The following is a 21,521-nucleotide window of genomic DNA, read 5'->3' as shown; positions in this document are numbered from 1 at the left end:
ATTACAACTTTAATCCGCCGGTGCTGATTCCTTCAACCAGATATTTCTGGCCCGCTATATAAAACAGAAGCGGAATGCTGAGGGACATTGCGACTCCCGCGAGAATCGCGGACAAATTCCCCTGGCCAAAAGCTCCGCTCAGAACAGCCATTCCGATCGGCAGCGTCATCTTCTCGAACGTATTGAGAAAGATGAGCGGACCGAAAAAATCATTCCAGGTTCCGATGAAGGTCATAACGGAGGTAACTGCGACAGCGGGAAAAGCCATCGGCATAATGATCTTCAGAAAGACATACATCCGGCTTGCCCCATCCATATAAGCAGCCTCGTCATAGGTAGTGGAGACGGTCATCATCAGCTGCCGGATCAGGAAAATCCCCAGCGGATTAATCAGCCCCGGCAAAATCAACGCCCAATGCGTGTCGACCATCTCCAGCTTTGACATCAGAATAAAACGCGGGATGACGGTCACCTGGGCCGGAATCATCAGCCCCGACAGAAAGACGAGAAACAGCAGATCCCGTCCCGGGAACCGGATTCGTGAGAAGGCGAAAGCCGCCATGCTCGAAATGAGAATATGCCCGGCTACGATAATCAGGCTTATTTTCATACTGTTCAGAATGAAATTCAGAAAAGGCACGCGGATGAACACTTCCGCGTAGCTTCCCAGATGAAAGCTGGTCGGGAAAATAGCGGGCGGCAGCGAGAACGAGTCCTTGGGCAGCCGGAAAGAAGTCGAAATGATCCACAGGAAGGGAGCCAGCATCAGGAAACAGAGCAGCAGCAGTCCTCCGTCCAGCAGCACTCTCTCCCATCCGGTGCGGCTTACGCGTTCCCGCTTTGGCGCGATTCCGGCTCCTGTTTGAACATTCGGTTCCATAAGCATATCCTCTCCCTCTTATTCCTGATCATAGTAGACCCATCTTTTACTGAGCGAGAACTGGAATACCGTGATCAGCAGGATGATCAGGAACAGGCTGAGCGACAAGGTGGAGGCGTACCCCATATCCTGATTTTGAAAAGCCACCTCATAAATATACATATTGACTGAACGCGAGGCGTCGCCAGGGCCGCCGCCCGTAATCAGATAAGGCTCATCGAAAATCTGCGTCGCGCCAATAAGGGTGGTCACCAGCACGAAGAAGATCGTAGGCGAGAGCATCGGCAGCGTAATGGAGAAGAAGCGCTGCAAGGGCCTTGCCCCGTCAATCTCGGCAGCCTCGTACAGATTTGCCGGGATATTTTGCAGACCGATAAAGTAGAACAGGAACGCGCTGCCGATCCCTTTCCAGAAGCTGTACACCGCAACAGCCAGATACACCCAATGCGGCGATTGCATCCATGGGATCGCATCGATCCCGAGCAGCCCCAGGAAGTAGTTCAGTATGCCAAAATCGGTGTCAAAGATAAACTGCCAGGCAACGGCAACCGCCGCCGAGGTAGTCAGCACCGGAAAATAAAACACAGTCCGGTACAGGTATTTCCAGCCATTGGCGATCTTCCGGTTCACGGCCAGTGCCAGCAGCAGGCCCAGTACAGCATGGAGCGGCGTCAGAATTAGCACATACTTGAGCGTATTTCCATACATCTCCAGCAGTCTGCCGTCCTGAAAGAACTGCCTGAAGTTATCCCATCCGATCCAGGATGCCGGCGTGATCACATTGTATTTGGTAAAGCAGAGGTAGATGGATACTACAACCGGCTCCCCGATAAATACAGCGAAGAGCAGCAGCGCAGGAGCAAGGAAGGTATAGCCCGCGATAGCATCCCAGAGCGTCCGGTTTCGTGTCATGCTTCACGATCCTTTCTTGTTAAGCCGCGAGCCGGTACGGGCGTGCCGGCTCGCCCTGTTTATTTTTTCAGAATGACGTCAATCTCCGCCTTGGCCTTCTTCATTGCGGTTGCGGCATCGGATTGGTTTGCAAGAATCTCCGACATATACCTGTTGAATACCCCTTCGATTTCGGCATACTGCATCGGCGCCTCAACCGCTTGGGCAATATCGGCGCTTTCCTCAAACACCTGCCAGTTCTCGGCCTGCGTAGTCGGAAGCACTTCCTTCATGACCGAGATCCGGGTCGGAATCGACGTATTGGCGAGCGTTGTTTTTTGGGAGAACTTCCCGCTCAGGAAAGCGGACAGCTTATACGCGGCCTCCGGATATTTGGACGATTTCAGTACCGGGAACGCACCAGAGCCGAAGATTACTTTGTTCGTCTTGAAGGTCGGCAGCAGCTGCAGGCCGATGCTGGTGAACTTGTTCTTGTCATAGGAGGCGAACGGCCATTTGCCTGCCGCATACATGGCAACCTGACCGCTCATCAGCATTTGCGTGGCATCCGTCTTGGGACCCGGAACCGGCGCGACTTTATATTTATAGATCAAATCCTGAAAAAACTGCATGATCTCGATCGCATTGGGATCGTCCAGCCTGCTGGCCGTCATGTCTTCATTCAGGATGCTGGCATCATTGTTGTACAACCAGGCCGATGCGCCGAAGTAAAAATTCGGAATGGCAAACCCGTATACCTTCCTGCCGTTCTTATCCGTTGTCAGCTTCTGGGCATATTCCAGAAAATCATCCCGGGTCCAGTCCTTGCCTGGCAGCGGCAGGCCCGCCTCCTTCAGCAGATCCGTGTTGAAATGCATGACGATATTGTTCCAGTCCCACACGAAGCCGTAAGTCTTGCCGTCCACGACAAATGGAGCCTGCAGCTTGGGATGAAGATCGTCATAATCGTCCAGCGCTTCCGGATCTACTTCCATGTAAGGATCGAGCGGAAGCAGAAGATCCTGCCTGGCGAACATCTGGATGCCTTCAATGGCTACCCGGATGACATCCGGCGGGTTTCCTCCGGCAATCATCGTTTGAATTTTGTTGAAATAATCAGCCCAGCCCTTGTTCACCACTTCAATCCGCTTGACCTTAATGTCGGGATACAGCTTGTTGAATTCCGCCAGGATGACTTTAAGCTGGGCGTCGGATGCGTCGCCCTTGCCCCACACCAGCGTCAGTTCAGCTTTCTCGCCGGTCGTTGAATTCCCTGCAGCCTCACTATCTGCGGTATTGTCCCCGCCAGTGCCGTCGTTCGTTTGATTGGTTGTCGTACCGGACGAGCTGCAAGCGGCAAGCATTGCGATTATCATCATAATCAGAAGAGGAAACAGCAATAATTTCTTCAAGATGAACACCATCCCTGCTTGAATTTAGTCTGACCCCCGTATAGGTAGACGTCATTGAAGCTGCGGAGACCAGCCATTTTCGTTCACGTGCACGAAATTAAACAAAAAAATATTATAACCTGCTTGAGGGAGCGTCCTCCCAATTTCCAGACATTCCACAAACACCAATTTTCATATTACGTTCACGTGAACATTTTGATCATAGCACAGGCTTTTTTTCATGTAAACGTTTTATTTTTATCGCCTAAGGACCTGCTGAACGCGAAATTTGTCGGTTTTTCCGGCTGTCTTGACCCCGATATTGATCTGCGTTACGATAAGTCAAATTGATACTACAGCGGAGGCAAAGCCCGTCATGAATGTTACCAGTAAGCAAATTGCCGAGCTATGCGGAGTTACCAGAGGAACGGTGGACAGGGCGCTGAACAATCGTCCCGGCATCCGCCCGGCTACACGGGCAAAAATATTGAAGGTGGCCGAGGAGCTCGGTTACCGCCCCCACTTCCTGGCTCAAAGTCTTGTAAAAGGACATACAAAAACGCTTGGGATCGTGCTGTTCGATATTCAGAACCAGATTTTCTCCCAGTTATTCCACGCCTTCGAAGCCGAGGCTAGAAAGCAGGGTTATTTTGTCTATCTTGTCCTGTCCAACCGCAGCAAGGAGCTCGAGCTCGAATATATCAACAGTCTGCTCGACCGCAAGGTGGACGGGATCGCGCTGCTGTCCATCAATGAGGGCAAGAAATTCGAGTCCGCGCTGCTTAAATCCCGTACGCCCATTGTCACCTTCGGCAACCGCATATCCGGGCCATTCCCCTACGTCTGGCTGAATGACAAGCAGGCCATCAGCGACGCCGTCGATCATCTGGCAGGCCTTGGATACCGGCAGCTGATCTATGTCAGTCTCCCGCTCCGCCGCCGGGGGGAGGAGAATATCTATGTTCCCGAGCAGAGATACGCCGGACTGCTGGAGGCTTGCGGAAGAAACCCGGACCTTGACTTCAAGGTCGTCATGTCAAGGGAATATATAGTGGAAATATCAGCTCTGTACGAGCAATCCCGCGGGAAAATCGCGATCCTCTGTTCAAGCGATATCTATGCACTGGAGATCCTGAAATGGCTAAAAGCCCAAAAGATCCGTGTGCCGGAGCAGGTTGGGCTGATGGGTTTTGACAATATCGATATTCTGAATTACGTCAATCCGGCCCTTGCGACCGTGGATTACAATGTGAATGAAATCGGCGCCCGTCTGGCTGATACATTAATTGCACGGATTCAGGGCCGCGACGTCCCGGACGAGTCGTTTATCCGGCATGCCATCGTCCCCGGCGAATCTCTTTGAAGGTTCGGTGAAAAATCGTGCTGCGCATGGAGAAACGTCTTCCAACACTTGCAAGTGTTGCAAGCTGGCAGCCGAGCCGCACTAGCTCCGCTCTTCCAGAATAACAAATCCCCAGCGGTCAAGCGTCAGCTCCTGTCCGTTCTCAACCGGCTTGCCCGAAAGCAGCTCCTGTGCATCGGCAAACGGGCTGTTAAAGCTTGCCGGCTGATCCGAATAGTTAAAAATATAGCGGATACGGCGGCCAAGCTCATTCATTCCCGACTTGATAATAAGCGGGAATGCCAGCCGCTGCTCCACGCTCCATAACCCGGCTTCCCGGACAGCCTGCTCAAGCAGCTTGGCTGTTATAGCAGGACTCGGCAGACAGCCTATGTAGGTGGCGCTGCCTTTCCCGTAATGATTGCGGGTAATGGCGGCATATTCTCCCCAATGCGGATGATCGTAATATGCGAGTACCTCCGCCGAATGCGGGGTGATCAATTCTATCCAGGCTTCAATCACATTGTCCTCTTCCCCAACCTGATAGGGATCGTCCCTTAAACCGACCTTGCGGGGCTCGGCAAACATGCTGTAGGAGATTCCGCAGGCTTCCCCGATCATCCCCGGCTGAGCGGTTGTGCGAACCTTTACATCCTCGTCGGCAAAACCGCTTTTGAACGTGTAGACGATATGGCCGCCTTCCCGGACAAAAGCATTAAGATTCTCCAGCAGCTCGCTTGGAGCTGTATAAAGCGCCGGTACGATCAGCAGGGAATATTCCGCCAAATTGCTGCTTCCCGGATGCACAAAATCGCATTCGATATTCATCCGGTACAGTCCATCGTAGAGACGTCGGACAATATCGTTGTATTTGAAACCGCCAGGCAGCTTGAACCATTCCAGAGCGGTCAAGGACTCGTTGCTGACCAATATTGCCGCTCTGTTACGTTTCTTCAGGTTGATCAAATGAGTGCTAAGCCGACCGAAATCCCGACCGATCGTTCCGGCTTCATTGTACACCGGATTAGGTTGAAAATCGTGGCTGAGCAGCCCCTTCCAGTAAGTCTCGAAGGAGTTATGGATGGAATGCCAATGCCAGTAAGCGACCATATTGGCTCCCGAAGCCAGATGGCTGAACGCCTGCAGCCGGAGCTGACCCGGATAGGGAACCCAGTGGGCGAAGGCCTGGGCCTGCGTCTCCATCACGAGATAATTGCTCCCTTTCAGAGATCGCGCCATATCGCCGCCGAACGAAATTTCCGTACCGGTCAGCTCATCCTGCGAGGGATGATAGATGTCCACACCGGCAATATCAAAGGCCTCCGCAGCGGCAAAATGATCCACATCCGGCTGAACGCCGTAGGAATAGCCCCGCCATTCAAAATCGAAATTTTGCGTAACAAATTGACCCGCCTGCTTGTATTCGCCTACAATCGCCGCCTGCCAGGCGAGAAAATCCGTTACCAGCTTGCGCTGGAATCTGGCAAATTCCGCCCCCAGACTGCCGTTGACCGTCCCTATTACGGACGGGAAGTCTTCCCAGCTGTTGATCCGGTTGCTCCAATAATCCAGCCCGAAGCGGCGGTTGATCTCATCCAGAGACTTGAATTTATCCCGCATGTATTTGACAAAACGAAGCTGTACATTCGGTCCCGAGGTGTGATAATGCTTCGTTTCGTTGTCCATCTGATAGCCGATCACGGCGGGGTGGGCGCTGACGCGGGAGATCAGCTTGCGGATGATCCGCTCCGCGTAGAAGAGATAGACAGGATGGGTGATATCCATGATCTGTCTTGCGCCGTAACGCCCCGGCCCCTTCTCCGTTTCAGCCAGCACATCCGGATGCTCGCGGACCATCCATGTCGGAACCGCATAAGTCGGCGTTCCCACAATAACGGCGATTCCCGCCTGATGCATCGCGTCCAGTACCCGGTCGACGGAGGAGAAATCAAATATGCCATTCTGCGGCTCATGCGTGCTCCAGGTTGATTCCGCAATCCGCACCACATTGATCCCTGCTGCTTTCATCATTTCAATATCCTGGTCGAGTCTTTCATAAGGCATATATTCATCATAATAGGCCACGCCGTACAACAGCTGCTTCACACTGCCGCCCCCTTCAATTCGCACGCTTAGCCCTTAATGGCGCCTTCCGTAATTCCCTCCATGATGAAGCGCTGGAAGAAGGCATAGATGATAATGACCGGAATCGCCGTAAGCACCAGTGCCGCGAGAATAAGCGACCATTCCTTGTTGTACTCGCCAAACAGCATATTGGTCGAAAGAATGAGCGTATAGCGCGTGACATCCGTCAGCATCAGCAGCGGAAGCAGGAAGTCATTCCAGATCCACAGAAAATCGAGAATGGCGATCGTCACCGTAATCGGCAGCAGCAGCGGGAAAATAATGCGGAAATACGTCTGAAACTCGCCGCAGCCGTCTATATGCGCCGATTCCTCCAGCTCCCGCGGAATCGATTTGACGAAGCCATGATAGAGAAAGATGGCCATATTGACGCCCAGCCCGATATAGATCAGGCCAAGCCCTGCGGCGCTGCCCTGCAGATGCAGGCTTTTGGCCACCCGCGTCAGTGATATCATGATCGAGTGGAACGGCACCAGCATGGAAGAAACGAACAGGAAGAAAATAAAAGCGCTCAGCTTGCCAGGCGTTCTGGACAGCTTGTAGCCTGCAAGACCGGCCGAGAAGACAATCCCGGCGATGCCGATAACAGATACAATGACCGAGTTGAGGGTGCTGTTCAGCAGATGAATCTGCGTGAAGGCCTGACTGTAGTTCTCAAAGTGCAGCTTGGTCGGAAGAGACATAACCGAGCTGAACATTTCCCCCTGCGTTTTGAACGAATTGATAAACGCCATATAGATCGGGAAGAAGGATATGGCTCCAAGCACCGTGAGGACGGCATTGATCAGAATGGAAGCAGACCGGTTCTTACTCATGACTCCACCTCTCTTCGCTTCGTGACGCTGATTTGAATGATCGTAACGATCAATACGATAATAAACAAAATGATCGATTTGGCGCTGGCATAGCCATAACGGAAGTTGTTGGAGAAGGCTTCCTCGTAGATGTTCATCGTAATGACCTGTGTGCTTCTGCCAGGTCCGCCGCCTGTCAGCCCGTATACGACCTCAAACACTTTGAAGGCTCCGTTGAGCGTCAGGAAGAAACAGATGGTGACCGCATGCGTAATCATGGGAAGCGTCACGCTTCTGAACCGCTGCCAGGCATTGGCCCCGTCGATGACCGCCGCTTCCTTCAGGGATTGCGGAACGCCCTGCAGGCCAGCCAAATAGATAATCATCATATAACCGACACCGTTCCATAGGGAAACGATAATAATCGAGAAGAAGGAAAACTTGGGATCGCCGATCCAGGATTGATCCATGAAGGTCAGGAATGTTTTCTCGGCAAGCTGTGTTGTGACCTGCGTGAAGATAAAGGTCCACATAAAGGCGCCGATAATCATACTGATCATATTAGGCATAAAGAATAACGTCCGGAAGAACCCTTTGGATCTGGTCCGCGATTCGATAAGTACAGCCAGAAACAGTGCAAAAACATTTTGCAGTACAACCATAAACACAACATACTTCAATGTAAACCACAAAGAAGTCAGAAAATCCGGGTCATCCTTGAGCGCTTCAACAAAATTGGTAAGCCCGACAAAATCATAGGTCGGGTTCAGGCCATTCCAGTCCGTAATGCTGTAATACATGGCACCCAGCATCGGAATCAGCAGAAAAGCGGTATAAAGGATCAGAGAAGGCGCCAAGAAACCAAACAAAGAGGCATACCTTTTAACTTGCTTTGCTAACATGTTCCATCACCTCATGATTGGAGTCGCAGACTTTGGAAAAAGGCGGAAGAGGAGCTTCAGGCCCGGGGGACTTTGCTCTCTTCCGCAGCGGATTGGCTTATTTGTTTACTTTGTTGAAGTCCTTCCAGGCTTTATCCAACGCTTTAATCACGTCATCCTGCGACATTTGCTTCACAAAATAGCTTTGCAGCGCTTTGCCGACTTCATCCTTAACAGCTTGCGGCATAACCGCATCCTGATAGGATTTGCCATCTTTCACATAGACCATGGCGTCATTTACCCAAGGATACGTTTCAAACGTATGGGACTTGGCAACCGGATTGAATTTCAGGCTTTCATAAAATGCGCTGGAAGTCTTGTCATCCAGTACATAGTTCAGGAAATCAAGCGCGTATTCTTTATTTTTGCTCGAAGGCGATACAGCCAGCGCCGTTGAAGTACTCAGATCGATTCTCGTTGCATCCGGGTTATCGTTAACCGGCAGGGGCGCAACGCCAAAATCAAAATCAGCTTTGGATTTGAGAATCGTATCGGCAAACCATGGACCTTGGATCCACATGGCCGCTTTGCCGGCTGCAAACGCTGCTGCGCCGTCGTCTCCGTTAACTTCCATCGCTTTGTCCGTACCGTTCGCATTAACCAGGTCGATAATGTTGAACATATCCTTCATTTCGGCAAAAGAACCTTCGTCCTTATTCATCTTGTCGATGAAATCCTTGTGATCCGTACTGACAAGCGCGCCTACCGAAAGCGGCAGGAACAGCTGCGGAATCCAGGCCTCCTGATAGGAGAGGAGGAACGGCGTAATTTTCTTCGCTTTGAGCTTTTCGACGATCGCCTTCATTTCCGTCAAGGTTGTCGGAGGCGTGATGCCGTTGTCTGCGAAGATTTTCTTGTTGTAGAGGAAGCCCCATGCCAGAGATTCCATCGGAACAGCTACAATTTTATTGTCAATCGTTACGGAAGGCTTGACGCTGTCCAGCAGCTTGTCGGCAAGCGGCTGATTCGTCAAATCTTCCAGGTATCCGGCCTTGTAGAAAGAAGGAGCCTCATTGACCGCGTGAAGGCTGAAAATATCCGGGGCATCATTGGATGCCATACGCGTTTTCAAAATTTGCGGAGCGTTATCCGAGTTCGGCATTTCCAACTGAACTTTGATATCCACATTTTTTTCCGCCTTCTCTTTGGCTACAAAATCATTGATGTAACCCTCGTATTGCTGCTTGAAGCGGGGCTGGCCAATAAAAAATTTAAGAGTGACCGACTTTGGCTTGCCTCCGTTCGCATTGCCTCCATCTGCTGCACCATTCGTATTGTTATTTGTGCCGCCACCGCTGCCGCATCCTGCCAACAGACCGACAGACAGAGCCGTGCTAAGTACAATACTCCATGCTTTTTTCATCTGTGAAGACCTCCCTGACACCTGATTTGAATACGGTTTCATTGTAATACTTAAATGAAAGCGTTTAATTGGACGGAATTATCCTCTCTCTTTGCACTTTTTTAAACCTCATGCGTTCCTTTGCGCAATTCCCCCGGGGCAATCCCATGCTGTTTCTTGAACACTCTGTAGAAATATCCCAGTTCCTCATACCCGCACATCTCGGCCACCGTCTTGATGGGAATCCCCTGGAGAATCCATTCCTTTGCCTTTATCATTCGCACCTGCTGCACGTAATCCGTCATATTTTGTCCAAATTCCTGCTTGAATATTTTACTTAAATACTCTTTCGATACAAAAAATGAGCGGGCAACCTTATCCAGCGAGATCGACTCGGCAAAATTGTAATCGATAAAGGTTTTGATCTCATCCAGATTCAGCTTGTTGCGGAATTTCCGCTGCTGGATCAGCAATTGCAGAGAGGTCAAGTAACGCTCGCCCAGCTGCTGAACCATCCCTTCAAGACCGGGAAGCATGAGCTCTGAATCAAACTCCGCCTGGCCAAGCTCAACGGAATTGCTCACCGTCAGCTCCTTGAGATGGGACAGAAATTCCTGATACAGCTGTCTCATCGAGGTTTTATCGCTATATCCCCCCGACTGAAGCTCCTGCAAAAAGGCATCCAGAACATGTCTGATTTCCTCTTCATTCAGCTCATGGTAATGAACGGACAAGAGCAGCTTGTACCGTTTGATCAAATGAAGAATATCGGCGTCGAAAGGAACATATCCGCCTGATCCTGCCGGTTCGGCTTCCAGCTCACCCTTGCATTTGCCCAGGGCATGGTTGAGCTCCGCCGCATCGATCGGCTTCAACAGATACTCGTTGACCTTATACCTTATGGCATGCCTGGTAAATTCGAAATCATCGTAGCCGCTCACCACAATAATTTTGATTTCCGGATGGTTCTCGTTCAAATATTTCAGCAGCTCCACGCCGCCTGCGCCCGGCATATGCATATCGGTAATGACAAGCTGCGGAGCACACGTCTGAATCAGCCTTTCAGCCTCCAGCCCATCCTCGGCCTCGCCTACAATTTCCATATCAAGCTCCTGCCAGAAGCCGAACCGTTTGATAATATCTCTTGTCCACTGCTCGTCATCCACGATAATCGCCCTGATCATTTAGTTCTCCCCCATTTCCGTCATTGGCAAATAAATTCTTACCGTTGTTCCCAAGCCCAGAACGCTCTCCATCGTGACGCCATAGTCAGGGCCATCATGCAGTCTGATTCGCGCCGCCACATTGCTAAGCCCGATATGATCCCCGCTTGTCCCGTTTGAATCCGCATCAATCTGCAGCTTGCGGTTCACCTTGTCCAGCCTCTCTGCGCTCATGCCCTTCCCGTTATCCTGAACGGTAATAAGCATCCCCTGTCCGTACCTGGCGGCCTTCACCGTCAATGTCCAGCTTGACGACTTCAGATCAAAACCGTGCATAAAGGCATTCTCGGCGATCGGCTGCAAAATCAGCTTCGGTATCTGACAGATCTCAAGGCCCGGCTCCACCGCGATCTGCGTCACAATCCGGTTGGGATACCGCTGGCCTTGAATGAACAGATAATTGCGCAGATGATTAAACTCCTTCTCCAGCTCCACCCACTCATTCGGCTCGCGGATGACATATCTGAACATATCGCTCAGTGCCTTGATCACCGCATACAGGCGGTCCGGCGTCTGCGAGAAAGCCATTCCGCCGATAAGCTGCAGCGTGTTTTGCAGAAAATGCGGGTTGATTTGGGCCTGCAGCGCTTTCAGCTGAGCTGTTTGCTTCTCCAGATTGATGCTGTACTCCGTCTTGATATGATCACGTATCCGCTGTGACATATTGTACATTTTGAGCTCAAGCAGCCCGATTTCATCGACCCGTTTGGTAGGTGAGATGTTCTCGTCCTTCATGAAGCTCAGATTCTGCATGGACCGGGCCAGCTTCACAATCGGTTTGGACGAGGTCCAGGCCATAATAATGGCAATCGCCAGGGACACGACAATGGACACGGCGCCGACAATCAACCCGTATTGCAGCGTCGTTCTGGCGCTTTGATTGATTTGGGACATCGGAATCATTTTGACGAGCTTCAGGCCCCAGGGATCGAGCGTATCGTAGAAGACATAATTATCCTTGGTTTTGAGGTAGCCCGGACCGCTGCCCATCTGCTGCAGCAATCCTTCCACGTCTTCCTGCTTCTGTGTGCCGCTGGGCTGAAACATGATTTTGCCGGCCTGATCGGCTATGAACACCGTGCTCTCAAGACCCGGATTAATCAGGTCCATGGCATCAGCGGTTATTTTCCAGTTCACCTTGAGCGTGACAAAACCTAGCTGCTCTTTCGTCTCAAAACGGTTCAAGCTCCGGGTCAGCTCAAAATAGCCCGGGGTTTCCGTGCTGTTCTGAATCAGATAATCCTCTTTGCCGGCAATCATCCGCAAATACATGTCCGGAATATGAGGCGGCGTTTTGATCGCCGTCTGCATCATGCTGATCTTGAACTGCTTATGATTCTTCAGCATATACAGCTGGATATCGAACAAATTCTCATTCGCCGAATAAGAGACGGAGGTAATCGTGTCGATGACTTCCTTTTGCACATCGTACAGGCTCGCATTGCTGGTTTCATCCAGTACACGCAGATATTCATTAAGGGCAGGGCTGATGAAGATCGTATAAACAATGGTGTTGAGCCCGGACAGCTCCTGTTCCAGATAATCCCCGGTCCATCCGATTCGTGACAGATTCGATGCCAGCACCTCGTCCTCCATGGAAGCCCTCGTGTTGTCCGTTGCAAGCAGCGTCACAATAATAACCGGCAGCACCGTGAGGACCACCATGATCAGGATCAGCTTATTGCGGATGCTTTTGCGGAAAGGCCCCGTTATTGCGATATAAACGGATTTCAAAAAAGCCATATTGGACCTCCTCGTAAAAATATGCGCCGAAATATCCTGGTTCGTATACCGCTTTTTTTCGGGCCTTCCTAACATAGCACAAAATTGAAAAAGCCGGGAGTCGTCTGTAAAGTATCCCCAAATGAAGACACAAAAAAAATCGCCAAGTATAATACTTGACGATTGACTAGTTTGAGGTTATTTTATTACCATACCGTTGGTCCTTATTTGATGTCATAAAGCCCGAGACGGTTGGTAAAGGATGTATGGATTCTGGGAAAATTGCGGCTTTCCTGAGCGTTCTGTTCGGCTGGTTTCAGCTTCGCGGTCAGCTCCGTGAACCAGGCTTCGTCATGCGTTGAAAGAGCCAAGTCGATGAGGTTCAGTATTTGCCCGACATCGTCAAACGAGGCTACCGGTAAACGCTTCAGGCCATGCTCACGAACCGTGATCGATTTCCCAACTGCTTCTTCATTATCGGATTTAACAACCATCAGCTTCACTATTCCCTGCTGACCGTCCATGGATTCAATATAACCATGAATCAATTCTCCGTTGCTCGTATTCGCCTGTACCCAATCGCTTATTTCAAATGTCATCTACAACACCACCCATCGTGAAATTTACTAACAATCTGTAACAAACTAAGTTACACCTGTCTAGACAATTTGACGACTCACAGCATGATGCTGAATTCCCGTCTGGTATTGTCTGGCATACTGTAATTATAACTGTTACAGTTACTATTGTCAATCCTTCCGCTGAGAAATATTGAGAGCATGTAAAAGCTGAATCATCCTGGGACTGCTAGAGCCACGTCTCCTCACACGGGGAATTTATGAAGTATTTTTGTGGATATAAGCTTCCATCCAACGTTCAAAAAAGCATCAGTGCAGCCCCCTCCAGGAGAGGGTCGCGTGCTGACGCTTTTTAGGGCTGAAGAGTTATTCTCACTCAAAATCGTAGCGCTGTTCCTTCCAGGGATCCCCGTACATATGATACCCGTTGCGCTCCCAGAAGCCCGGCTTGTCTTCGGCCATAAACTCGATGCCGCGCAGCCATTTTGCGCTTTTCCAGAAGTAGAGATGCGGTACGACCATCCGCACCGGGTAACCGTGATCCGGCGTCAGCAGCTCCCCGTTATGACGGATGGCCAGGAAAGAGGTATCCCGCATAAAATCCTCCAATGGCAAATTCGTCGACCAGCCATGCTCCGCATGCAGCATGACAAATTTCGCCTCAGGCCTCAGCTTTACCTTCTCCATAACCGCTGCCACCGGTACGCCCTCCCACACATTGTCCAGCTTGGACCATGTGGTAACACAATGGATATCGTTGCCGAATTCCTTCATCGGCAGCTTCATAAAGTCGCTGTAGGGAATAACCGCAGCTTCATCCACCAAGCCGAATATCCGCAAATCCCATTTGCTCATATCCCGGTAATAAGGCACCTCGCCGTAATGCAATACCGGGAATCCCGCCGTCAGCCGCTGTCCGGGCGGGACCCGTAATGCCTCGTCATCCCTTCTGCCTTGAGCAAGATCCAATTCCATTCCCATTACTTATCGCCTCCAAACTAGGGGTTATAGGCCTCGCCGCGTACGAAATACCAATGGTCCCACTGTTAACGACAACGCGAGCATGGCCGCTCCAAACAGGAAGGAGATGCCATAGCTTTGCAGCCAAAACGGGCTTTCATCAATCCAGTTGTAGATATAGCCGCCAACCAGCGGCCCGATGAAGCCGGTAAGGCCGGTAAGCGCGGAATAAACCGCCACATACATTGGACGATCCGATTTGGGCGTGTCGCCAATGATCAGATTGAATACCAGCAGGTTGTATCCGCCGAGGCCAAATCCGAGCGCGCAATGAACAATAATCAGCACCAGCAGCGCAGGCAAAATCTCGATACCCGCCCACAGCATGCAGGAAGCCGAAATAATCGGCAGCGTCCAGAGCAGCAGTGTGCGCGTGGCGAATCTTGTATTTAGTGTGCCCCAATAATAATAGCTAAACATCATTGCAATCATTTGAACCGTCGTGATCACCGTAATTCTCCATTTGCTGATATCCAGAATTTCCAGCATCACGAAGGAAAACAACGGAATGGCCACATTTTGCAGCAAAATAAACAATGCGATAAACACTACTGCCCGCATATAAGCCGAATCCTTCAGCGGCTTGAGAAACAGCGCTGCGGAGCTTGTCGCCATCGACCGCTCGAAGGGCAGGTTCGGATAGCGCCACAGCTCAATTCCATTCCACACCGTACAAACCGCACTGACAGCATACAAGATGACAAAGCCGGTTTGCTCGTTGAAATGATCAAGAATCTGACCGCCAACCAGCAGCGAAATACTGGCAAATGCCCAGTGGATCGTATTGCGGATGCCAAAATAACGCCCGCGCACCTTCATCGGCACCATATCGGCGATCATCGAGGTAAAAAACATACCGCTTGTGGACGCACTTACGAAGGACACAAGGAACATCCCGATAAATACAGGAACGCGCAGCTCCTCAGTCACGAAGAAAGGAATGAATCCGGTGGCTACCCAAATAATCCGGTGGGTTATGCCAAAGACGGTGAGCAGCAGCCGGCGGTTGTTAAAGCGCTGCATCGAGAAAGCGGCCACCAATTGCACCAGATTGGCCAGCTGCGGGATCGCAACGGCCAGACCGACATCCTCCGAGTTGCCTCCCAGGAATACAATATAAATCGTTAACATAGGGCCGCCCAGCAAATTGCCGATAATGGTAGCCGGAATTCCTTCCATAATCGAGGTTAGCAGACCTCTACGCTGGTCGGATAGCTTCTTTCGGCGAAAAACCGAAATGAGATGAAGCCAAAATGACATGGTGTTTTATCCCCTTCTGGATGACTGGCCCGACTGTATTTCTGCTAACACCACTGTCAAAATTTTTACACCAACAGCTCACCGAGCGTCCGCACCATCACGCCTGTTCCACCCTTGGACTCCCAGGAGCGCTCACGATCCAGATACGCCGTTCCGGCAATATCCAGATGCACCCAAGGCCTCTCCTCGGCAAAAGCCCCGATAAACAATCCACCGCTGCTGGCGCCGCCGAACCGGCCGCCGCTATTCTTCATGTCCGCTGCATCGCTCTCCAGCTGCTTGCGGAATTCCGGATATGCGGGCAGCTGCCAGATCCGCTCGCCTGCTTTCTTGGACGCATGCATCACTTCCTGCAGCAGGGTCTCATCATTGGTCACGGCACCCGTAGCCACATTGCCCAGCGTGACCAGTACAGCGCCTGTCAATGTAGCCACATCGACGAGTCTCGTTGCTCCTCGGCGGATAGCCATGGTCAATCCGTCTGCCAGTACAAGACGGCCCTCGGCATCGGTATTGACAACCTCAATGGTGAGACCGCTCATCGTCTTGATCACATCGCCCGGCTTGAACGCGCGATCCGACGGCATATTCTCAGCAGTAGGGATTACAGCCACCACGTTAACCGCTGGCTGAAGCTCGCCGATTATCCGCATAGCGCCGAGCACAGCCGCGGCGCCTCCCATATCGGAGATCATAGCCTCCATTCCCTGCGGCTTCTTGAGCGAAATCCCTCCGGTATCAAAGGTAATGCCTTTGCCGACAAGACCCCAGACATCCTTGTCCTGTGGAGCACCGGTATAGTGAAGTACGATCATTCTTGGCGGATTGGCGCTTCCCTGTCCGACGCCCAAGAGTCCCCCCATCCCCTGCTCCGCTGCGGACCATTCATCGAGAACCTCACAATCCAGACCATGCGTCAAAGCCAGGGCTTCCGCTTCTTCCGCCAGCATCTCGGGGGTAAGCTTATTGCCCGGCAGATTGACCAGGTCGCGCGCATAGCCAACAGATTCCGCGAATACCGTGCCGCGCCGTATCCCTGCATCCCAGGAAGCGGCTGCATGCGCCTGCGAGCCTGCGTGCGTATAATTGACGGTCTGAAGCGTCGACTGCCGCTTCTCCTCGTCCTTCTTCTCCGACTTGCGGCTGAAGCTGCCAAGCAGGTAGCCTTCCGTCAAGGCCTGCGCAAACTCTATAACCATAGATTCCTGGGTAATGATAGAGATGCCTCCGGGCAGAATCTGGCGGACAGAAACAGCCTTCACCCGTTTAGCCGACTTCGCGGCTGCCGCTGCAGCATCACGAAGACTATCAGCGCTCAGATCCGTGCTCGGCACGCCGACGTAAATAACATAGGCTTGCGGAAGAAGTCCAAGCGTAGCCAGACAAAGTGTCTCCCTGGGCTCCGCGTTGAATAGTTTGTTATGAAAATGCGTTCTGAGAGATTCATCAAGCTGGGGATGAACCCACTGGGCATCCGCTGCCTCCTCCGCACGCAACTCTTCCCGGCTCACGAAACAGACAATCGTATCGAATTCCGCTTCCTGCGCCGCGTATGTAAACTTTATACTCACCCGAATCACCGCTTTCATTATTCATATTCCTTTTTTTGTATGCAAAAAATCGGGTTGAACCGATTTCTGAGTACATACCCAGAACCAAGTTTATAACCCGATTCTAATCGTTTATTCCACCAATGGCAAATAGATATTGAACTCCGTTCCCACGCCGCTGTTGCTGGATAGCCGTATGGTCCCGCCATGGTTGCGGATGATCCGGTAGCTCACCGAAAGACCCAGACCGGTACCGGCTGCTTTTGTTGTGAAAAAGGGCTCAAACAGCTTTGCTTTCGTCGTATGATCCATGCCTTGTCCATTGTCGCGTATCGTAATTTCCGCATAGGTGCCATCCCTCATGGTCACAAAATCGATCAACCCCGAACGTTCGTCTTTCATCTCCTCGATGGCATCCATGGCGTTGCGCACGATGTTCAGAATAACCTGCTTGATCTGCTTCACATCAATCGATACCGTAAGCTCTTCATCATAGGATTCGAACTGGATTTGGCAGCCCTTCATATGCGCTTCGCTTTCGCACAGCAAAATCACTTCCCGAAGCAGCGAGTTGATGGGAATATTCTGTTTCATGGGAGCAGACGGCTTGGAGGAGTTAAGAAACTCATAAATGATATCGTTAGCCCGATCGATCTCAGCCAATATAATCCGGGCATATTCTTCTTTTCCAAGCTGCAGCAAATGTGGGCGCAGAAGCTGAATGAAGCCCCGGATCGATGTCAGCGGATTGCGGATCTCGTGGGCGATCGCCGCCGCAATCTTGCCCAGCATCGCCAATTTATCGTTCTGGTAAGCGCTCTGCTCGATCTGCTTATACTCCGTTACATCCTTCACGCTGAACAAATAATCGCCATCCAGCTGATCCCCGTATGTAACCGTCACCAGCATATGGCGGCCGCTGGAATCCTGAAACTCCATATAACGGCTTCTTCTCAGAAACATTTCCTTGTAAAGCTTTATCAAAATACGTTTGGTGCCCCGCCGCAGCTGCGAGTTGGCCAGAATTTCCCGAAGATTGCAACCGATGAGTGTTTTGCGGGGAATATCAAGCATCTTGGCCATCTGCAAATTAATAAAGGACAGGATGCCATCGCTGTCAAATATCGCAATGCCGCTGTCCATGTGCTGCAGCACATTCTCGTATTTATTTTTGACCATCCGAAATGAACGATGGGAACTCAGCAGCATATCGCGCATTTCATTAAAGCGCTGCTCCGGAGTCTCATCCGGCTGCAGCCGGAATCTGAAGGCGACCATCAGCTCAATCAGGAAAATAAAGGACCGGCTGTATAGTTGAAGCGCTTCTTCAGATTCCACATTCGCCACCAGCGTTTGCATGGATTCCTCATGTATCGCGATGATGTCCTCCGGATGAATGCCATGCAGCAATTTTCCTATTTCGGTCGCTTGAAAGAGTGATGCCTCGCTGCCGCTGCGAATATACTCGGCAAGAGCCGGAAAGTAGCGTTTTCGAATTGCTTGCATGTTCTACCCCTCTCCTGCAGCACAAATCGGTTAATCGATATGAAGCGGAGAGACCAGCCATTTACGAAACGTCATCACAGTCCCGTGTGCACGATCACGTATCATATCCATATCATCGACGAGCTTCTCCACATTGGTTATTTGGCCCCGGCTCAGTCCATGAAATTGGTCAAACAGCCGCACTTCGATGCCGAGCTCCGATTCTTCTCTGCATCCGGCGATGGTTCGTATTCCCATATATCCTTTCTCACTGAATGCATTCAGCTTTATTGCCAATTCTGAAATGATATACGCAATAATCGTCTGATCAACGAGACCAAAGCCGATCGCTTTTGCAATGCCCCTTCCTCTCTGACGTGCGATGATGACATCGGCCGTCCCGCGAAAATGGAACATTTCCACTATACGATATCGCCTCCACTTCGTTAAACCAATTATTCCTGGTCTGCTTCCAAGTAGGGATATGCCTATACTAATCATAGAGATATCATCTATTTTGTGTCAACAGGAGATACTGTCGAAATACGCTGTTCCAAAAAGGAACAATATACCCAAGCTTTCGTCCCTGTTCCGGGACTAATCTGTAATATTGTGGTAAATATCATTTATTCCGGGACAGTCCTGTAATATTCTGGTTATTACTGCTTGTTCCCACCTGATCGCCGATCATCGGCGCCTCCTTGGATTTTTCTCCCTTTTGCGTCAAAATCGCGGCCTTTGGAAGTGTCTTTTGCCTCTTCCCGCCCGCGTCCTTGTTTGGAAACCGATTGGCCGTCCCGGGAGCGCTCCTGCTGATGCTGCAGATTCCCGCCCCTTGTGGTCCCATAGCTTCTATTATTCAGCCCGTCCCGGTTATCGCTGCTGCGATGCCGACTGCTGTCCTGGTTTTTACTGCTGCCGCGCTGGTTATTAACCTTATCCTGGTTCTGATTGGGGTTATCCTTATCATGCCTTTTCGGGATGGGATGCTTCTTATCTGCAAGTGCCCCGTCTGCCTCATTTGGATGCAGCGCCGTATTTACCTCGCTCCCCTTCCTTGGCAAAGTTTTGCTGGTATTCGCTTTGCTAGCGGAACGTTCTTTATCCCCGGAATCCTTGCTGGCAGCCGCTTCTTTCTTATCCTTGTTATTTCCCAATGGCGCAGCATCCTTCTCAGTTGTTCCGGGCTGCTTCTCCTTATCCGCCGTTTGCGACTGATCAGACGCAGTATTTTTCACCTGGCTTTGCAAATCCTTCTCCTGCTTCAGCAGCTCCTGGAGCTGTTTCTTGTTCTGATCAGGCTGAACCTTCTGCGTATCACCGACAACCGCTTTGACTCCTCCCCAGTCTTCCGTGGTGTGGGAAATCGAATGTTTCTTCAATTCTTCTACGGTAACCTCATGCCCCTGGCTCTTGGCCAGCAAATAAACAGCCATCTTTCCAGTAGATATCCCCTGTTCATTGGCTTCATCCCGCACTTCCTTCGGCGCAGACAACGTCGTCACTTCAACATGGGCTTCGCTTGGGAGAGAGGATTCGGCCAGCGCCTTTTGAACGGCTTCATCCATATGCTGCGTCAGCAGCGATTCGTAGAATACGTCGTCATCCTGCCTCATCATAATGCTTGTAATGACAATATTGCCTTCATGATTTGCAAAATAGGGCCTGGCTTGAATACGCTCCATGATCGACTCCGTCACCTGCTCCAGAGGCAAATCACGGAAGGGAAGATCTGTAATGACAGCAGCTCCCGCCTGATTCAGGGCGCGAAGCTCAATCACGCGCTCGCTCTCGTCAATTCCCAGCTCCAGACTAGGATTGATATCCATTGTCAAATATGCGGCCACAGCCGAATGTTCCTTGAAGGGTATCAGCAGCAAAGGTATGAGAAGAAGAAGCGTGAGCGCGACGGCCAGCGCGCTTAAGCGGTATATGCTGCGCGGACGATTCCGTCTGGCACTCGCCGGAAAAGTTATCTCTTCGCCGATGGATGCATCCGGTTTGAAAGGCACCCGATAGAATGAGCCATCAGGCGTCAGCACGATCAAATGACGTTTGCCTACCTCCATTATGATTCCGCGATTCATACTCTCTCTCCCTTCGACGGCGCTGCTTCCCTGTAAGATGATAGAACGGGCTCCAAATAATGCTGGAGATAAGGGTAGTCCCCATGCTGCAGCACAGCTAGTGCAATCAGATATTTGCGGTTCCGCTCAATGGTTTTTCTCGAAACTCCGGAAACCTCACAAAGCTCTTTAACCGGGAGCTTGCGGGTCGTTTTTAATGTCATGTACATCCCTGGATCCGAAGCCAGACTGCAGCTAATAGCAATCAGCATCTGCCGGGAATCTGTATGCTTAGGCGATAAATCCGGCAAATCCATAAAGGAAATGCCATACATTTGCAAATTGCGGTTATATTCAGCAATTTCCATTTTCCTGGAGTCCGCTTCTTGAGAAAGCTGATAGCGGTGAACCGATTCCCGCAGTTCAATGGGATTTACATTTTGTCCCTCTTCATCCAAACTATCAAAAGCGCTGTAGGGTACACATAAGTGATGGCGCTGTTCTTTTCGCACATAGTCAATAAGCCTGCGCCGGATCACCGTTTCGACAAAGCCGAGAAACGATTTTCCTGCCTGGCTTGAAAACTGCTCAATCGCCTCGTTGAAGGCGCTGAGCGCAATACTGAACTCATCATCCCGCATGGGATCTATGTATCTTTTGCAAAAACGGCTCGTAACTTTAGCGATATACGGCTTATAGGCAGCGATGAATTCATCGCGCGAAGCTTCACCGGAACGGATAAGCTCCACCATCGTCTCGGGACTGGCCCTGTCGTGCTTCTGCGGCGGCAAGCCGGCCCCGTGTTTGCCGAATAATCGTTTGAATACGACGAGTAGCAACCATTCCACCTCACCTTACATGCTTCGTGCTGATCCTCTGTCTTGAGGGGGT

The 21,521-nt window shown here is 51.0% G+C and carries 18 protein-coding genes; 1 reads left to right on the top strand and 17 read right to left on the bottom strand.

The genetic code is table 11. The features are described 5' to 3' along the window. Nucleotide 1: 1 nt before the first annotated feature. Genes AC0YNV_RS16645 through AC0YNV_RS16635 form a run of 3 tightly spaced genes read right to left on the bottom strand, consistent with a single transcriptional unit; the run spans nucleotide 2 to nucleotide 3,183 of the window. Nucleotides 2-880, bottom strand: a complete 879-nt coding sequence (locus tag AC0YNV_RS16645) for a carbohydrate ABC transporter permease (RefSeq protein ID WP_475769055.1) — start codon at nucleotides 878-880, stop codon at nucleotides 2-4. An 18-nt stretch (nucleotides 881-898) separates the two neighbouring features. Beyond that, nucleotides 899-1,792, bottom strand: coding sequence for a carbohydrate ABC transporter permease (locus AC0YNV_RS16640; protein WP_475769054.1), 894 nt, complete (start codon nucleotides 1,790-1,792; stop codon nucleotides 899-901). A gap of 59 nt (nucleotides 1,793-1,851) precedes the next feature. Beyond that, nucleotides 1,852-3,183 (bottom strand): ABC transporter substrate-binding protein, encoded by a 1,332-nt coding sequence (locus AC0YNV_RS16635; protein WP_210045512.1) that lies wholly within the window; start codon nucleotides 3,181-3,183, stop codon nucleotides 1,852-1,854. Nucleotides 3,184-3,538: 355 nt separating this feature from the next. On the opposite strand from AC0YNV_RS16635, the gene AC0YNV_RS16630 reads away from it, so the two are divergent. After that, nucleotides 3,539-4,525 (top strand): LacI family DNA-binding transcriptional regulator, encoded by a 987-nt coding sequence (locus tag AC0YNV_RS16630; RefSeq protein ID WP_475769053.1) that lies wholly within the window; start codon nucleotides 3,539-3,541, stop codon nucleotides 4,523-4,525. Nucleotides 4,526-4,606: 81 nt separating this feature from the next. Here the strand turns inward: AC0YNV_RS16630 and AC0YNV_RS16625 are convergent, their stop codons facing one another. From AC0YNV_RS16625 to sigI, 14 genes are all read right to left on the bottom strand, one after another. After that, the gene (locus tag AC0YNV_RS16625) at nucleotides 4,607-6,610 is read right to left on the bottom strand and encodes a beta-galactosidase (RefSeq protein ID WP_475769052.1); all 2,004 of its coding nucleotides are present in this window, start codon (nucleotides 6,608-6,610) and stop codon (nucleotides 4,607-4,609) included. 26 nt (nucleotides 6,611-6,636) lie between these two features. After that, nucleotides 6,637-7,464 (bottom strand): carbohydrate ABC transporter permease, encoded by an 828-nt coding sequence (locus AC0YNV_RS16620; protein ID WP_210045509.1) that lies wholly within the window; start codon nucleotides 7,462-7,464, stop codon nucleotides 6,637-6,639. After that, nucleotides 7,461-8,345: a carbohydrate ABC transporter permease gene (locus AC0YNV_RS16615; protein ID WP_210045508.1), complete on the bottom strand. Its 885-nt coding sequence runs from the start codon at nucleotides 8,343-8,345 to the stop codon at nucleotides 7,461-7,463. The genes AC0YNV_RS16620 and AC0YNV_RS16615 overlap by 4 nt, the downstream gene beginning before the upstream one ends. Nucleotides 8,346-8,442: 97 nt before the next feature. After that, entirely contained in the window at nucleotides 8,443-9,747 is a 1,305-nt protein-coding gene (locus AC0YNV_RS16610; RefSeq protein WP_475769051.1) for an ABC transporter substrate-binding protein, read from the bottom strand. Nucleotides 9,748-9,848: 101 nt separating this feature from the next. Then, nucleotides 9,849-10,910: a response regulator gene (locus tag AC0YNV_RS16605; protein WP_475769050.1), complete on the bottom strand. Its 1,062-nt coding sequence runs from the start codon at nucleotides 10,908-10,910 to the stop codon at nucleotides 9,849-9,851. Continuing rightward, nucleotides 10,911-12,692 (bottom strand): sensor histidine kinase, encoded by a 1,782-nt coding sequence (locus AC0YNV_RS16600; RefSeq protein ID WP_475769049.1) that lies wholly within the window; start codon nucleotides 12,690-12,692, stop codon nucleotides 10,911-10,913. A gap of 203 nt (nucleotides 12,693-12,895) precedes the next feature. Then, nucleotides 12,896-13,270 (bottom strand): IDEAL domain-containing protein, encoded by a 375-nt coding sequence (locus AC0YNV_RS16595; RefSeq protein WP_210045504.1) that lies wholly within the window; start codon nucleotides 13,268-13,270, stop codon nucleotides 12,896-12,898. Nucleotides 13,271-13,621: 351 nt separating this feature from the next. Next, the gene (locus AC0YNV_RS16590) at nucleotides 13,622-14,230 is read right to left on the bottom strand and encodes a sulfite oxidase-like oxidoreductase (protein ID WP_379112919.1); all 609 of its coding nucleotides are present in this window, start codon (nucleotides 14,228-14,230) and stop codon (nucleotides 13,622-13,624) included. A 24-nt stretch (nucleotides 14,231-14,254) separates the two neighbouring features. Beyond that, nucleotides 14,255-15,529 (bottom strand): MFS transporter, encoded by a 1,275-nt coding sequence (locus AC0YNV_RS16585; RefSeq protein WP_475769048.1) that lies wholly within the window; start codon nucleotides 15,527-15,529, stop codon nucleotides 14,255-14,257. A gap of 65 nt (nucleotides 15,530-15,594) precedes the next feature. After that, nucleotides 15,595-17,118, bottom strand: coding sequence for a leucyl aminopeptidase (locus tag AC0YNV_RS16580; protein ID WP_475769047.1), 1,524 nt, complete (start codon nucleotides 17,116-17,118; stop codon nucleotides 15,595-15,597). Nucleotides 17,119-17,211: 93 nt separating this feature from the next. After that, nucleotides 17,212-18,585, bottom strand: coding sequence for an ATP-binding protein (locus AC0YNV_RS16575; protein ID WP_475769046.1), 1,374 nt, complete (start codon nucleotides 18,583-18,585; stop codon nucleotides 17,212-17,214). Between the two features lie 30 nt (nucleotides 18,586-18,615). Then, nucleotides 18,616-18,987, bottom strand: coding sequence for an ATP-binding protein (locus AC0YNV_RS16570; RefSeq protein WP_210045501.1), 372 nt, complete (start codon nucleotides 18,985-18,987; stop codon nucleotides 18,616-18,618). A gap of 236 nt (nucleotides 18,988-19,223) precedes the next feature. After that, nucleotides 19,224-20,651, bottom strand: coding sequence for an anti-sigma factor domain-containing protein (locus AC0YNV_RS16565; RefSeq protein ID WP_475769045.1), 1,428 nt, complete (start codon nucleotides 20,649-20,651; stop codon nucleotides 19,224-19,226). Further along, nucleotides 20,648-21,478, bottom strand: coding sequence for an RNA polymerase sigma factor SigI (sigI, locus tag AC0YNV_RS16560; RefSeq protein WP_475769044.1), 831 nt, complete (start codon nucleotides 21,476-21,478; stop codon nucleotides 20,648-20,650). Before sigI ends, AC0YNV_RS16565 begins: the two co-directional genes overlap by 4 nt. Between the last annotated feature and the right edge of the window lie 43 nt (nucleotides 21,479-21,521).

Source organism: Paenibacillus sp. JT31N11, assembly GCF_056269285.1.
This window is presented reverse-complemented; position numbering and strand designations above follow the sequence as displayed.